This window comes from Zunongwangia sp. HGR-M22 (assembly GCF_027594425.1).
Taxonomy (GTDB): domain Bacteria; phylum Bacteroidota; class Bacteroidia; order Flavobacteriales; family Flavobacteriaceae; genus Zunongwangia.
This window is the reverse complement of the sequence record NZ_CP115159.1, coordinates 3,926,232-3,942,268: the sequence shown is the minus strand read 5'-3', so window position 1 is coordinate 3,942,268 and position 16,037 is coordinate 3,926,232. Positions and strand designations below refer to the sequence as shown.

General features: G+C 34.9%; 13 protein-coding genes. 11 read left to right on the top strand and 2 right to left on the bottom strand.

What is annotated here, in order from left to right; genetic code table 11:
* Nucleotides 1-145 precede the first annotated feature (145 nt).
* From PBT91_RS17085 to PBT91_RS17050, 8 genes are all read left to right on the top strand, one after another.
* Nucleotides 146-1,042 carry an AraC family transcriptional regulator gene (locus tag PBT91_RS17085; RefSeq protein ID WP_270059667.1) on the top strand — a complete coding sequence of 299 codons (897 nt, stop codon included), beginning with the start codon at nt 146-148 and terminating at the stop codon, nt 1,040-1,042.
* A gap of 161 nt (nt 1,043-1,203) precedes the next feature.
* Entirely contained in the window at nt 1,204-1,911 is a 708-nt protein-coding gene (locus PBT91_RS17080) for a ThuA domain-containing protein (protein WP_270059666.1), read from the top strand.
* A gap of 118 nt (nt 1,912-2,029) precedes the next feature.
* The gene (gene hemH / locus PBT91_RS17075) at nt 2,030-3,064 is read left to right on the top strand and encodes a ferrochelatase (RefSeq protein ID WP_270059665.1); all 1,035 of its coding nucleotides are present in this window, start codon (nt 2,030-2,032) and stop codon (nt 3,062-3,064) included.
* The gene (locus PBT91_RS17070) at nt 3,064-4,416 is read left to right on the top strand and encodes an MATE family efflux transporter (protein WP_270059664.1); all 1,353 of its coding nucleotides are present in this window, start codon (nt 3,064-3,066) and stop codon (nt 4,414-4,416) included. The genes hemH and PBT91_RS17070 overlap by 1 nt, the downstream gene beginning before the upstream one ends.
* On the top strand, nt 4,416-5,111 hold the full coding sequence (locus PBT91_RS17065) for a ZIP family metal transporter (RefSeq protein ID WP_270059663.1): 696 nt from the start codon (nt 4,416-4,418) through the stop codon (nt 5,109-5,111). The genes PBT91_RS17070 and PBT91_RS17065 overlap by 1 nt, the downstream gene beginning before the upstream one ends.
* A gap of 55 nt (nt 5,112-5,166) precedes the next feature.
* On the top strand, nt 5,167-5,715 hold the full coding sequence (locus tag PBT91_RS17060) for a CopD family protein (protein WP_270059662.1): 549 nt from the start codon (nt 5,167-5,169) through the stop codon (nt 5,713-5,715).
* A gap of 98 nt (nt 5,716-5,813) precedes the next feature.
* The gene (locus PBT91_RS17055; protein ID WP_270059661.1) at nt 5,814-7,268 is read left to right on the top strand and encodes a sensor histidine kinase; all 1,455 of its coding nucleotides are present in this window, start codon (nt 5,814-5,816) and stop codon (nt 7,266-7,268) included.
* 59 nt (nt 7,269-7,327) lie between these two features.
* Nucleotides 7,328-8,110: an enoyl-CoA hydratase/isomerase family protein gene (locus PBT91_RS17050; RefSeq protein WP_270059660.1), complete on the top strand. Its 783-nt coding sequence runs from the start codon at nt 7,328-7,330 to the stop codon at nt 8,108-8,110.
* Nucleotides 8,111-8,177: 67 nt separating this feature from the next.
* On the opposite strand, the gene PBT91_RS17045 is transcribed toward PBT91_RS17050, so the two are convergent.
* Nucleotides 8,178-8,972, bottom strand: a complete 795-nt coding sequence (locus tag PBT91_RS17045) for a hypothetical protein (RefSeq protein ID WP_270059659.1) — start codon at nt 8,970-8,972, stop codon at nt 8,178-8,180.
* Entirely contained in the window at nt 8,965-11,364 is a 2,400-nt protein-coding gene (locus PBT91_RS17040; protein ID WP_270059658.1) for an erythromycin esterase family protein, read from the bottom strand. Before PBT91_RS17040 ends, PBT91_RS17045 begins: the two co-directional genes overlap by 8 nt.
* 165 nt (nt 11,365-11,529) lie before the next feature.
* Between PBT91_RS17040 and PBT91_RS17035 the strand changes: the two genes are divergently transcribed.
* The 3 genes from PBT91_RS17035 to PBT91_RS17025 all read left to right on the top strand — a co-directional run bounded on the left by PBT91_RS17035 (nt 11,530) and on the right by PBT91_RS17025 (nt 15,968).
* Complete coding sequence (locus PBT91_RS17035; RefSeq protein WP_270059657.1) at nt 11,530-12,606, top strand: PA0069 family radical SAM protein; 1,077 nt, start codon at nt 11,530-11,532, stop codon at nt 12,604-12,606.
* 216 nt (nt 12,607-12,822) lie between these two features.
* A complete protein-coding gene (locus tag PBT91_RS17030) occupies nt 12,823-13,614 on the top strand; it encodes an Fpg/Nei family DNA glycosylase (protein WP_270059656.1) in 792 nt (263 codons plus the stop codon).
* An 89-nt stretch (nt 13,615-13,703) separates the two neighbouring features.
* Nucleotides 13,704-15,968, top strand: coding sequence for a S9 family peptidase (locus tag PBT91_RS17025; protein WP_270059655.1), 2,265 nt, complete (start codon nt 13,704-13,706; stop codon nt 15,966-15,968).
* Nucleotides 15,969-16,037: the final 69 nt, after the last annotated feature.

Genomic DNA, 16,037 nt, shown 5'->3' with positions numbered 1-16,037 from the left:
TTAAAGTACTATTTGTGTCGCTTACAGGGATTTTGTGTATTTTATGTCTGTAAATTAGCTAAATAGCTTATTTTTGTAGTATTAGCAACTGGTTTAAATGAATTAGTTTAGACTGTTTCTAAATAAATAACTAGTATTTAATATCATGGAAGAAGGAAAAAATATCGCTATAAGTTTATCTGAAGAGACTAAAGTAGAAGAAGGATTTCATATTATAAAGTTTCAAAATGAAACAGCTGATAGCCAGACTATTGAGCGTGAAATTGATAGTAGTTTTATACAATTTCACTTTAATGTAAAAGGTGATAGTAAGTTTATTTTTAATGAGGGGCGTTACGAATTACCTTTGGCCGAAGAGAAATCCTTGTTATTATACAATCCGCAGCAAAATTTGCCGCTTAATGTTGCTTTAGGACCCAAATCTTGGTTGGTCACTTTGGTGATTTCGATTAAGAAATTTCATGCCTTATTTTCTGAGGAAGCCGATTATATCACTTTTCTAAGTACCGATAATAAAGACAAAAAATACTACAAAGATTCACCAATATCACCATCTATGGCAATCGTGCTTAACCAGGTGATGAATTTCAATTTAACACCTACTATTAAAAGTCTGTATTTTAAGGCTAAATCTTACGAGTTGTTAAGTCTTTATTTTAATAGGGCAGAAGATGCTAATGTGGAACAATGTCCTTTTTTGAGTGATGAAGAAAATATCCTAAAAATTAGAAAAGCCAAAGACATTGTGATTTCCAGAATGGCCGAGCCGCCTTCGCTTCAGGAGCTATCAGATGAGATCAATCTAAGTTTAAAGAAACTAAAAGAAGGCTTTAAGCAAATTTATGGCGACTCGGTGTATAGTTTTCTTTTTGATTATAAAATGGAATATGCGCGTAAATTATTGGATAGTGGTGAATATAATGTGAACGAAGTTGGTTTAAAAGTAGGGTATAGCACAGCCAGCCATTTTATAGCAGCTTTTAAGAAAAAATTCGGCACAACACCCAAAAAGTACGTCATGTCTTTACCGGCGGCGCACTAAGTAATTTTCAATTAAGAAGTAAGTATTCAGAATATAGATCGCTACTTTTTTCGAAAATTGATATAGCATAGACAGGAAGAAAAAATCAAGAAAAAGGATTTTAAGGAGCTTGAAAGTCACCTTTAAAAATCTCTAATTTGAATTAAATTGGAAAAACCAAAATGAAACGAATTCACTTATTATTTCTACTGTTATTTTTGGGAGGTAGCGTGCTTTATGCGCAGCAAAATCTCTTGATTTTTTATAAAACGGAAGGTTTTAAGCACGAATCAATTCCTACTGGAATCAAAGCTTTAAAAGAAATTGCTGAAGAAAATACCTGGGTGGTTACTGCTACCGATAATGCAGAAGTTTTTGTTTCAGAATTGTCAAAAATCGATCTTGTTATATTTCTAAGTACAACGGGTAATGTTTTTAACGAATCTCAGGAAAAGGAGTTCAGAAATTATATTGAGAAGGGTGGGAGTTTCTTCGGAATTCACGCCGCAACAGATACTGAATTTGACTGGCCGTGGTATGGAAAGTTTATAGGCGCGTATTTTGAAAGTCATCCACATATTCAGCAAGCAAAAATCAATATTGAAAAGCCAAACCATCCTACGGTCGCTCATCTTCCTGAACACTGGACTCGAACAGACGAATGGTATAATTTTAAAAATATAAACCCTGAAATTCAGGTATTATTAACTTTAGACGAATCTTCATACGAAGGTGGAAAAAATGGATATGATCACCCTATCGCCTGGTTTCAGAAATTTGAGGGTGGCGGTAAAATGGTTTATATTGCCGGAGGTCACACCAAAGAATCCTATCACGAAGCTTTTTTTCGAGAACATTTAGAACGATGTATTAAATATTTGCTCGATTAGTACAGTTCCTTTTTTGAGCTAACAAGTAGTTTTAGCTATTGTTTAATAAAAAAGTATAATACTTCTTTACAGGCGAACAAATTTATAGGCTTAACTTTGTAATGCAAAAGAGATAGAAATGAGCAAAGGTGTATTACTTGTTAACTTAGGATCTCCAGAAAGTACAGATCCAAAAGATGTTAAAAAATATTTAGGTGAATTTTTAATGGATGGTCGTGTAATTGATCTTCCTTATTTTTTTCGTGCTTTATTGGTTAAGGGAATTATCCTGAATACCAGACCTAAAAAATCTGCAGCTGCATATCAAAAAATATGGTGGGAAGAAGGTTCGCCTTTAATTGTTCTTTCAGAAAGATTGCAGAAGAAAGTAGACGATCAAACTGCGGTACCAATTGCTCTTGCAATGCGTTACGGCACACCAAGCATTTATGATGGTTTAAAAGAACTGAAAGATCAGGGAGTAGATGAGGTATTGCTTTTTCCATTGTATCCTCAATTCGCAATGGCTACAACAGAAACTATTTTGGTTTTGGCTGAAGAATTGCGTCAAAAACATTTCCCGGAAATGCAGTTTACCTCGGTTCCTGCATTTTATAATCATCCAGATTATGTTCGGGTTTTGGCCAATAGCATTCAGGAAAAATTAAATGGTTTGGATATCGAACACTTACTCTTCTCATACCATGGTGTTCCAGAACGCCATATTCGTAAAAGTGATATTACAAGCTCACACTGTAAAATAGATGGTAGTTGCTGCCAAACAGCATCTTCAGCACATCAATTCTGTTATCGCCACCAATGCTATGAAACTACACGATTAGTGGCCGAATATCTTCAGCTTAAAAAAGATTCTTATAGTGTTAGTTTCCAGTCGCGTTTAGGATTTGATCCTTGGTTAAAACCGTATACCGATCGAACTATCGAGCGTTTCGGAAAACAAGGAATTAAGAAAATGGCGGTGGTAACTCCGGCTTTCGTTTCCGATTGTTTAGAAACATTAGAAGAAATAGCGATGGAAGGAGAAGAGATCTTCCATGAAGTTGGCGGAAAAGAATTTACCGTGGTACCATGTTTAAACGATCGGGAAGAATGGGTCAAAATGCTTTCACGCTGGGTAGACGAATGGGCGCATCAAAAACCGGTTGAAGCATAATGGCAAAAATAAGCTCAGAAGCGCTTGGGAATGAGTCTATAGGCAAACTTTTAATTAAGCAGGCAGCACCGGCATCTATTGGGATTCTGGTGATGTCTCTAAATATTTTAGTAGATACCATCTTTGTAGGAAACTGGATTGGTTCTACTGCAATCGCCGCGATCAACGTGGTGCTGCCTATTTCATTTTTTATAGCCGCTTTGGGGATGAGTATTGGGATAGGAGGTAGCTCTATAATTTCTCGTGCACTTGGTGCTAATAACGATAAAAAAGCTTTAAAAACTTTTGGGAATCAGATCACACTTACACTGCTGCTTTGTTTGAGTTTGGTGGTTTTAGGCCTAGTTTTTATTAATGAACTTATTCCGGCTTTTGGCGGTAAAGGCGATATTTTCGAACCGGCTAAAATCTATTATCGCGTCGTGTTATACGGGGTGCCCATCCTCGCACTAAACATGATGGGAAATAATGTAATTAGAGCTGAAGGAAAACCAACTTTTGCAATGATTTCCATGATTATTCCTTCCGTCGGAAATATTTTAGGAGATTACTTGCTTATCAACGTGATGGATTTGGGAATGTATGGTGCAGCATGGGCAACAACAGGATCATATTTTGTTTGCTTTTTATACGTACTTTGGTTTTTTATGTTCTCTGGAAAATCGGAATTAAAGATTGATTTTAGTCATTTTAGGCTTGATGTCCCCATTATTAAAGAAATCGGATCTTTAGGTTTTGTCACTTTAGCGCGACAAGCGGTAGTGAGTATTATTTATTTATTGATGAATAATATCCTTTTTGATCTTGCTGGTGAAGATGGTGTCGCAGTTTATGCAATTATTGGCCGAATGCTAATGTTTGCGCTATTTCCTGTACTGGGAATTACACAAGGCTTTCTACCAATTGCCGGTTATAATTATGGAGCTGAAAAATATCAACGGGTAAGAAAGACGATCAACAAAGCAATAATGTATGCGTGCTTAATGGGCGTAGTGATTTTTGGGCTTATCATGGGATTTTCGAGAGAAATAGCTATGGTTTTTACTCAAAATGAAGGTATTATAGAAAGAACACCCTCGGCGATGCGATGGGTATTTGCAGCAACCCCAATTGTTGCGCTACAATTAATTGGCGCTGCATACTTTCAGGCGATAGGTAAAGCTGTTCCGGCGCTATTGCTTACCTTGTCCAGACAGGGATTTTTCTTTATTCCGTTGGTCCTGATATTACCAAAATTTTATGGAGAATTAGGGGTTTGGATTAGTTTCCCGATAGCCGATTTACTTTCCACTATAGTAACAGGATATTTTCTAAATCGTGAAATAAAAAAGAACTTGAGTCTCACTGAGTAATGACAATAATCGTAGTTTTAGTAGTATCCTTTGCTTTAATACTTGGCGCAGTTTGGGGTATTTATGGTAATTTATCTGATAAGCTAGAAGGTTTTCTAGTGGCTTTGGCAGGTGGAGCATTAATTGTTTCAGCAGTCATAGAGCTTATCGATCCAGCAACCAAAGAAGCTTCTTTAACTTTGGCATTGGTATCTGTTTTTGTTGGCGCATCTGTATTCGTATTGTTGGATTATTTGGTTAAGAAAAAATGGGGAGCTAAGGGTGGTGGAGGTCTGCTTGCTGCAATTACTTTAGATGGTATCCCAGAGAATCTAGCTCTAGGTGTGGCACTTATTGGTGCGGGTCCCATGGAGGTTGCCGCCCTCGCAGGATCAATTTTTCTATCTAATTTGCCAGAAGCTGCTGGCGGTGCCAAAGGAATGGTAGAAAATGGAAGGTCTACAAAAAATGTTCTAATCTTATGGACGGGAACTGCTTTTATTTTGGCACTTGCAGCCGTGCTAGGAAATTATTTTTTGGCAGAGGTATCAAATGATATTCTTTCGTATATAAGATGCTTTGCAGGAGGCGCTGTTGTGGCAAGTTTAGCTACAGAAGTTTTTCCCAAAGCTTTTAAGAAAGACGATTATTTTGCTGGGATTGCAACAGCCTTAGGGTTAATTCTTGCATTTTTATTAAATAGCCTTAAGAAATAAGGCTGTTTTCAACTTACTCTTTTTACTTTTGAAAAATAAAATAAATAAACGCTAATTGGAATATTATAATTATATAAAATCGCTTCATCTTATTTTTGTGATCACCTGGTTTGCAGGGCTTTTTTATATTCCTCGTTTATTTATTTATCAAATCGAAGCCTTCGATAAACCTGAACCAGATAAGACTATTTTAGGAAACCAGCTAAAGTTAATGGCCAAGCGTTTATGGTTTATTATTACCTGGCCATCTGCGGTTTTGGCAACTTTATTTGCTGTTATTTTATTGATTATGCAGCCGGTTTGGTTACAGCAAGGTTGGATGCATGTAAAACTTGGTTTCGTGATTTTACTTATAGCTTATCATTTAAAAACACATCATATTTTTAAACAACTTCAGGTAGATAAAGTAAAATACACTTCTTCGCAAATGCGCCTTTGGAATGAAGGTGCTACCGTTATCCTTTTTTCAGTAATATTTTTAGTGATCGTTCGTAGTGCGCTTAATTGGATTTATGGCGTGATCGGAATTTTTGCACTTGGAATTCTTTTAATGCTGGGAATTAAATTATATAAAAAAATAAGATCTAAAAATCCCAATGCTTAATTGGTGTGATAATTGATTCTTCAGTAAAAAATTATTGCGATTAGGATTAGAGATTATTATCCCAATGATTTTAACTAATTTGCAGTAACGGGAAGTTTATGAAGCTTTTAAAATTATCCTTACGTACTCGTATTTTTATCTCCATGATACTTTTGGTGCTTGGAGCTTCAATTTTAATAGCCGGGGTTACTGTTTATCAATATAAAGAAGAAGCAGAAGATTATCACCGCGAACGCTTAGAACGCAAAGAGCAAGCTATTAGAGAAAATATAAATTTTGTATTGGCTAGCACCACTTATGTTATTAATACAGAAAATATTGCTTCTATATTTAAACAGAACCAGAAGATTTATGAAATGTCTCAGGTACATGAAATGCAAATCAATATTTATGATCTTGAGGGAAAATTATTAATAAGCTCTAAAGAAAATTTTTTTAAGGATACCACAGATTATACGATTTCCACACCTATTCTTAAAAAACTTGAAGCTTCTTCGCACCGGCGTTATTTGTTGAAAGGAGAGTCGAATGGCGAAAAATTCCAGTCATCTTACACTTATATTACCGATCAAAAATTTAAGCCTCTAGCGATCTTATACTTACCGTATCTACAGGATGATAGTGTTCTTAATCGTGATTTAAACGATTTTTTAATGCGGTTGGGCGAAGTGTATCTTTTTATGCTGGCTATAGCGATAATCATGTCTTATTTTCTGTCAAAATATATTACAAAATCGCTTAAAATTATTTCAGAAAAGATAAATCAAACACGCTTAGATAAGCGCAATCAAAAAATCGAACTCAGCAATGCTTCCGAAGAAATTTACGCACTAATTGCAGCATACAACAGCATGATCGACGAGTTAGAAGAAAGTGCGGTGAAGTTAGCCACCAACGAGAGAGAGCAAGCCTGGCGAGAAATGGCAAAACAGGTGGCACACGAGATTAAAAATCCGCTTACACCCATGCGCCTTAGTGTACAAAGTTTTGAGCGAAGATTTGATCGCAATGATCCCGAAATTGAGCACAAAGTAAATGAGTTTTGCGATACCTTGATCAATCAGATCGATACAATGAGTTCGATTGCTTCTGCCTTCTCTAATTTTGCAAAAATGCCGGCACAGCAAAATGAAACTCTTAATGTGCCCAAAATCACCAAACTGGCCTTAGATATATTCAATGAAAATTATATTATATTCCATTCAGAAAAAGAAGAAATACTGGCAAAGTTTGATAGAACTCAGCTTATTAGAGTAGTTACCAATTTAGTGAAAAACGCCATACAGGCGATGGATAATGTGCAAGAGCCAAAGATTGTTGTAGATATTCAGGAAGAAGATAAAAGTGTTTGTTTAAGCATTTCTGATAACGGCCACGGAATTACCGAAGATAATCGCGAGAAGATCTTTGAGCCCAAGTTCACCACAAAATCCAGTGGTATGGGTCTGGGCTTGGCAATGGTTAAAAATATCGTAGAAACTTATAACGGAACTATAAATTTCATTTCAAAACCAGGTAAAGGAACTATCTTTAAAGTTCGTTTTCCTAAGTAACTATCGCTGTTTTTTGGAAGACGGGTTTAAAACTCTACCTTTAATAAAAAACGGATACTATGAGTTACCAGAATATTTTAGTTGAAGAAGAAAAAGAAATTCTATACATTACAATAGATAGACCGTCTAAACTAAACGCTTTAAATAAAGATACTATACAAGAACTTCATGAAGCTTTTGTTGAAGCGAAAGATGATGAAGATATTAAAGTAATTATTCTTACCGGAAGTGGAGAAAAAGCTTTTGTGGCTGGAGCCGATATTAGTGAATTTGCAGATTTTTCTCCGGAAGAAGGAAAAAAGCTTGCGGCTGAAGGCCAAACGAAATTGTTTGATTTAGTGGCTAATTTTCCAAAACCTGTAATTGCGGCGATTAATGGATTCGCTTTAGGTGGCGGATTAGAATTAGCGATGGCGGCACATTTTAGAACCGCTTCAGAAAATGCAAAAATGGGTTTGCCAGAAGTTTCTCTTGGGGTGATCCCCGGTTATGGCGGGACACAACGTTTAACGCAAATTGTGGGTAAAGGAAGGGCTATGGAAATGATCATGACGGCCGGAATGATTGATGCCAACCAAGCTTTGCAATACAATTTAGTGAATCATGTTACTCCGCAAAACGAACTTATAGAGTTTACAGAAAAGTTAGCTTCTAAAATTATGAATAACTCGATGGTAGCTATCGAAGGCGCCATTAAAGCCATAAATGCCAGCTACGAAAAAGGCGTAAACGGATTTGAGGTTGAAATTAGCGAATTTGGAAATGCCTTTGGGACTGAAGATTTTAAAGAGGGAACTTCAGCTTTTTTAAATAAGCGAAAAGCAGAATTTCCCGGGAAGTAACTATTTATCATTTTATAATTATGTGGCGCTATTTCAAATAAATTGGATAGCGCCAAAAGTTTTTATATTACTGATATCTATTTTCAAAAAAATCTCTGGTATTTCTTAAAACAGGACCTTCAATTACTTTATCTAATTTTAAATTTATTTCTATTCCGCTAAATAAAGTATAGTGTAGTGCAACGAAACCATATTCTTCTGAATAGTAAGCTTTCAACCGCGATTGGCCTATTTCTGAAGTTGCAATTGCATTTATCACGGAACATTCTATTTCCCCAAAAGGAGTATTTAAAATTTCAGTTTCAGTAATTTCATATTTATAATTTAGTATTAACCGATCATTCCATTCTCCCCATAGTTTATTTCCCCAATGTTTACCTATACTCATGCTGTCTTTCCATTTAAAACCCACAGGTTTATCTTTTACGATATATGGAAAAGGACAAGTTTCCAACGCTTTGAAAAATCCGTTTCTGGGAGGGTGCAACCAAATATTATTCTGATTTTCTACAATTCCTGTTGCTGAAATTGAAGTAGGATTAGGCTCGTAACTGTAATAAATTTCAGTTTGATGTTTATTTGTTCTTTGAAATAATTTTGGTTTGATAACTGTTAAATGAACTTCGGTTATCGCTGCTGAATCACGATTGTTAGTGAATTGAATTGATTCATCTTCATTATTTTCGATATAAAGGACTTCTCCATTATTTTTAATATTTATGTTGAAAACAAACTCTTTTCCTAAAGTGTAAATCGTATTGTTTTTATCGATTTTGGATTTTTCGATTTCAACACCATCATATTGCTGGCATATTCCACTGAAAGAAATTAAAATGCTAATAATTAAGATGGTTTTAGTCATTTTGCTGATTTATTTTAAGATTAAAAGCATTCCAAAATTCAGGATTGTAATCTATACGGTTTAAAAGCGTTTGCTCTTCTTTTCCAAAATATTCATATTTTATTTCTTCTACATCTTCAAATTTATAATTGTATAAATAAGAGTTTATTTCAAACACATTATTGACTTTCTTTCCGTTTTTATATTCTCCTTCCTTGAACTCTCTTCTAAAATACCTTGATGGATAATATTTACCATTATATATTTTATTGTAAAAAGCTATATTTTCTTCTTTTATAATAAGACTTTTTTCTTTTTGGTAATCTCTCCTGTAAGAATAGTACTTTTCGACTTCTTTTTGATCTAAATTGGTTTCCCAGTTTTCCACCACCTTAGTAATGGCAAAACTAGATTTATCAATATATACTTTGCCGGAATATGAAGTAGGATAGCCTCTATTGGTATAATTCCATTTATTTCGGCTGGTTTTAAAAGCGATAATGTAATTTCCTTTATCTTGTGCTAATCCTGAGCTTACAAACTCTAAATCGAACTTTTTATATTTTCGTTTATGCAAAATGTTAGCATAACGAATAGGATCTTCGCGATAACCAAAGAATTGTCTTGTATTTTTATAAGCGTTACCTACCAGATTTTTATTCCAGCGTATTTGCTCGACTCGTTTATCAGTCACATATTCGGATTTAAAACCGTTATCATAATTCTTTGTAATCAGGTCTAAATCAATAAAAGTAGTGTCTTTAGTATTCAGTATAATATGGCTATAGCGTTGGTAATTAAAGTCATCTTTTGAATGATTTTTAAACTTTGCTTTAACCGCCTTTTTTAATACCGAAATTGGAGTAAGATGTGCCGAAATTACAACTTCGCCCAAACTCTCAAAACTAGGATTAAGTGATATTTCTTTCTGTAATTTATTAAGCGCAATTGTTTTTCTTTCATATCCCATTGAAGAAATTTCGACGGAAGATTCCTTAAACATTCTATCGTTAATTGTAAGCTCAAAATGGCCATTTTCATCGGCTACTCTATAAATTTGCTCATCTTTCATAATCAAATTCGCAAAAGCTACCGGTTCGTTATTCGCAGCGTCTATAAGTTTTCCTTTTAATCTGACGATTTTACCAGACTTTTCTTTTTCAGCCTTAGGCGAAGCAATTTTATTTTCTGTTATAGTATCTTCTTTAGCCTCAGTTATTGCTTTCTTTTCGCTTTTAGGTAAGCTTGCTTTTTTAAAGAATATATAGCTATCATGAAATTCATTTAATTGAAGCTCATAAAAATTTATAAAGCTTAATAACCTAGAATCGTAAGATTTATCCATTGCTGTTTGATGAGCATCTATAAACAAATAGTCAGCTTCTTTCTTACGAAGGATATCCTCAAAAGAGCCAGTTTTAATAGGTGTTTTTTCCCATTTTCTTCTTCCATCGTCATATAGAGAGTCGTTAGCATGAATGGTGGCCAAGCTATACACGTCATCCTGAAGTTTTTCTTTGATATAATTTCCTGCGGAAACAAATTCTCCAATTATCGGTTGATTAATGGAAGAATTATCTAGCATAATATGAATATTATCGGCCCAAACTATAATTTTTTCTTTAGGATTTCTTTCAACATAAGAAATTAAATTATCAGCCATTTGAGCATCTCTAAAATTATGCTGTTTATTTGCAAAATCTTCGCTTAAGATAGGCTCCGCATTTTCGTAAACGTCGTTTGCTGAGGCCAAAAGGCTTTTAGTGAATTGCAGCCAATAATAATTTTCTTCTGTTTTAGGAAGTTTTTCAATTTGCCGAATTATAGATTCAATTTCTTTTTTAAACTGACTAAAATTTAGGTCTGAATCATCGAAAGTTAAATTTTCTAAAATCCCTTCGATTATAATTCCTAAATCATTTTCATCATATTTTAAACGGAGCTTATTTTCTTCAATAAAATCAAAAAAATCGTCAGTAAAATTTGAGGTGTTGATTACCTGAGAATCAAACCCAATAACGTTAAGGTCATTCGTTTCAATATACTGTACCAGCCGCTGGAATTCTTCATTATTTCCCCAAACTCCAAATATGGCTTTGTTAAACGTATAGGGTTCAAATCCTGTTTGGTTCATTTTCCAAATATCATACATGGGAGATTCCATAGCAATAGTGTTAAAGCCTAATTCCTGATGCAGATATTCGATAATCCGAATTTTCATTTCAAAAATATTCGCGTACATATGGGTTTGTTCCCCTAACATAACAACACTTTTTTGTTGGATTTGATCTTTCAGAAAATCTAAATCTTCATAATTTTTACTTTCAGGAGAAGAAAGTGGAATGGTTTTTAGTTGCTGAGCGTTTGTAATAAACGATAGCATAAAAATGGCTAAGGTTACTATTCTAGTCATGTAAATTTGGTTGATGATGGTTTCTATTAATCAAGACGCATATTTTCTAAGAAAGGTTGCCTGATAATTAAAGTATGGAAGTTAACGCTTAAGAATATAAATTATTATTTAGGTATTAAAAAGGATAAAATCCAAAATGATGGAAAATTTCCTTAATTTTGAAATATGTCAATTTTAAAGGAGTATATAAAAGGAAGAGGAGCGCAAAGCAATGTGCCCAATCGATTTGATGTTCATAATCATGAATTTCGAGATGATTTTTTAAATTACTGTGCTGCTGAAGGGGATGATTTTCAAGAAAGTAAAACGACGATTATCGATACCTTTCCCAAAACCATCGTAAATAAAGTAGCCAGTCCGGATGTTGGGATGGAATTTTCCCTTAATCCTTATCAGGGTTGTGAACATGGGTGTATTTATTGTTACGCTCGAAATTCTCACGAGTATTGGGGGTTTAGCCCCGGATTGGATTTTGAACAGAAAATCCTGGTTAAAAGAAACGCAGTAGAAGTGCTCGAAAAAAAGCTAAGAAGCAAGAGTTGGGAAGCTGTTCCTATTGTTTTGTCTGGTAACACCGACTGCTATCAGCCCATTGAGAAAAAACTAAAAATCACGCGGCAGCTACTAGAGACTTTCTTAAAATATAAGCATCCGGTGGGGATTATTACCAAAAATGCGTTGGTGCAGCGAGATTTTGATATTTTAAAAGAACTAGCACAAGACAATCTGGTAACAGTAAACCTATCGGTAACTTCATTATCAGAAGATACGCGCAGAATATTAGAACCACGAACAGCCAGCATTAAAAAACGCTTGGAAACGATAGAAAAACTTGCTGCAGCAAATGTTCCGGTAAGCGTGATGATGGCACCGATTATTCCATCAATCAACAGTCACGAAATTATGCCGCTGGTAAAAGAAATTGCAAATCGAGGAGCGCTAAGTGTAGGTTATACCATTGTAAGATTGAACGGTGCTATTGGTGGAATTTTTACCGATTGGATCAGGAAAACCATGCCCGATAGGGCAGAGAAGGTGCTTCATCAAATTGAAAATATACACGGCGGAAGTCTTAACGATAGCCGATTTGGAACCCGAATGAAGGGCGAAGGTGAATTTGCCGATCAGGTGAAGCAGCAATTCAAAATTGCAAGAAAATTATATCTAAAAAATAGAGAAAGAAAGCCGTTAAGCTGTGATTTACATGAACAATATAAAGATGGCCAACTGAAGTTGTTTTGAATTTTAGCAGGAATTTAGCGAATTCTGGGTTTAGGTTTTTTAATTTTAGAGACAAGAGACAAGAGACAAGAGACAAGAGACAAGAGACAAGAGACAAGAGACAAGAGACAAGAATCAAGACTAATTTATTTTGAATTTTAAATGCTGAATTCTGAATAAGCCGATAGCTGATAGCTTAAGGCTGAAAGCTAAACCGAAAACTGTAAACTTAAAAATATGCCCGAACTTCCTGAAGTTGCTTACCAAAAGAAATATGCAGATGCGACGATTCTACATAAAAAAATCGTTGAGGTAGAAACCGGAGATAAAAAGATATATCAATCACCAAAATCTGATTTCGAAAAAAAATTAAAAAACAATCAATTTGAGTCAACCGATCGAATAGGAAAATATTTATTTCTGAAGTTAAAGGACGGCGGCGTTTTGGTGATGCATTTTGGGATGACTGGAAAATTGGAATATTATCAGCATGACGACACGCCAAAATACACACAATTTAAATTAATTTTTGATGACAATTCTAAGTTGGCGTTTACCTGTCCGCGTAAATTTGCGAAACTATATCTGGCTAAAAGTGTTGAAGAATTTCAGGAATCTCATAATCTCGGGATAGATGCTTTAGCGATTTCCGAAGAAGAGTTTTTAGAAATCTGTGAGGGTAGAAGCGGCACGATAAAAGGCTTGTTGATGAATCAAAGTTTAATTGCCGGGATAGGAAATATGTATGCCGATGAGGTTTTATTTCAAACAAAAATTCATCCAAAATCAAAAGTAAGTTCGCTTCACAAAAAAGAATTGCAATCGATTTTCGATAAAATTGGCGATGTTTTAGAAAAGGTAAAAGAAGCCAGGATTGAAGGGAAGCGAGTACCGGAATCGTATATTACTTCTATCCGTAAAGAAGGCGAGGGTGCCGACTGCCCAAGAAATAATGGTAAAATCGAACAAACCAAAGTCTCAGGAAGAACAACCTATTACTGTCCTGTTTGTCAAAAAGAGACAGTTTAGTTTTTATAATTGTCTAAATATTAAAGTGATAAGTTGGTTTGAAGTGTAACAAAAACATTTTGCTTCTACTAATCAGTAAACCAACTACCATGAAAAAATTATTTACAACTTTACTTTTAGTAGTTCTTGGAGTTTCTGTAAAGGCGCAAGAACTTAATGGTTCCTACTCAGGAGAACTTGCTGTGCAAGGCATGCAACTGGAGCTTATTTTTAATATTAGCCCGACTGAAGATGGCTATACCGCCACTTTAGATGTTCCTGCCCAGGGCGCTTCAGGAATCGAAATGGATTCGGTAATTTTGCAAAACGATTCGTTGACAATCAAGTCAGCAAAAATGAAAATGACGTTTACCGGAAAAATAAACGGTGATAACATTGAAGGAACTTATGAGCAAATGGAGCAAAATTTGCCTTTAAATTTAAAGAAAACTGTGAAGAAAAAACCAGGAAATACATCATTACCATCTAGTGAAGAAGAATTAAAAAAACTTGCTGCTAAAGAGACTGGAGCTTATAAATATTCTGTAGAAGACTATTTTCAAACTCCGCAAACTTATGGGTTTCAGCTGTCTCCCGACGGGAATCATATCGCATATATGAAGCGTAGAGATTCAGGAGAACGCGATTTGTACATAATGGATACGGAAACAAAAAAAGAAAGCCTCTTAAAAAAGCAGGAAGAGGATTTGATTCGAGGTTTCGACTGGGCTAACAACAATCGTATTCTGTATGTTCAAGATAAAGGAGGCGATGAAAACTATCACGTGTATGGTGTAGATCTTAACGGTGAAAATGATAAAGAACTTACGCCTTTTGAAGGAGTGCGTGTTAGTATTTTAGAATCTTTAAAAGAAGATAAAGACCATGTTATTGTGCAGATGAATAAAGATAATTTGCAACAAGAAGAACCTTATCTTTTAAATATCAATACTGGTGAAGTAACCAAATTATATACTGTTAAAGAAGGAGAGCCACCGGTAGCCGGTTACGATTTTGATCGCAAGGGCAACTTAAGAGCCATTAGCCATATTGTTGATGGGGTGAATACCGAAATATCATACAAGATAGATGGAGAATTCAAACAGGTAAAATTAACCGAATTTGGAGATAGTTTTGGGATTTATTCTTTTAACCCAAGTTCCGACAATCCAGATGAAGCCTATGTAGTTTCCAATCTTGAAGGTGATAAAACAGAAATTCAACTTTATGATTTAAAAAAGAATAAGAAAATTAAAACGGTCTTTAGCAATGATACATTCGATGTTTCCGGCATGTCTCTCTCTAGAAAACGAAATTATGAAATCGACTATTTTTCATATACCGGAGAGAAAACAAAAATAATTCCGGTGAGTGATACCTATAAAAAAATCTATAATCGATTAGAAAAAGAATTTGGAGAGAAGCAGTTTTTTACGGTAGGCAGAACCGATGATGAATCTAAATATATGGTTGCCGTAACTAGTGATAAAATTGTAGGAGAATACTATTTGTACGATGTAGAAAAAGATACCGTAAGCTTATTGTATAAATTATTGCCACATCTTAAAGCTGAAGATATGGCCAGTATGAAGCCGATTACTTTCAAAAGTAGAGACGGGCTAACTTTACATGGTTATATCACTTTGCCTCATAATTATAAGGAAGGTAAACAAGTACCTTTAGTTGTAAATCCGCATGGTGGTCCACAAGGAATTCGCGATAGCTGGGGCTTTAATCCGGAAGCACAATTGTTTGCTAGTAGAGGTTATGCCACTTTGCACGTAAATTTTAGAATATCAGGAGGTTACGGTAAAGAATTTTTGAAAGCAGGTTTTGGCGAAATTGGTCGAAAAGCCATGGATGATGTTGAAGATGGAGTAGATTATGTAATCGAACAAGGTTATGTAGATAAAGACCGTGTTGCTATTTACGGAGGTAGCCACGGAGGCTATGCTGTTTTACGCGGAATGACAAAAACTCCGGAAAAATATGCTTGCGGAGTAGATTATGTTGGGGTAAGTAACCTAAATACTTTTATGGAAACTATTCCGCCGTATTGGGAAAAATATCGCGAGTTGTTATATAAAATATGGTATAATCCAGGAATCCCTGAAGAAAAGGTGATTATGGATGAAATTTCTCCGGCATTACATGTCGATAAAATTAAAAACCCACTATTTGTCGTTCAAGGTGCTAACGATCCTAGAGTGAATATTAATGAAGCCGACCAGATTGTAGAAACCCTTCGATCTAAAGGTGTAGAAGTGCCGTATATGGTAAAATACGACGAAGGTCACGGTTTTGCTAAAGAAGAAAATCGATTAGATTTATATAAAGCAATGATGGGCTTTTTTGCTGAACATTTGAAAGATTAGAACTTAGATTGCTTCGCGATTAGAAGTTAGATATGAGTAAAAATTAAAAGCCTCACAAATTTATTGTGA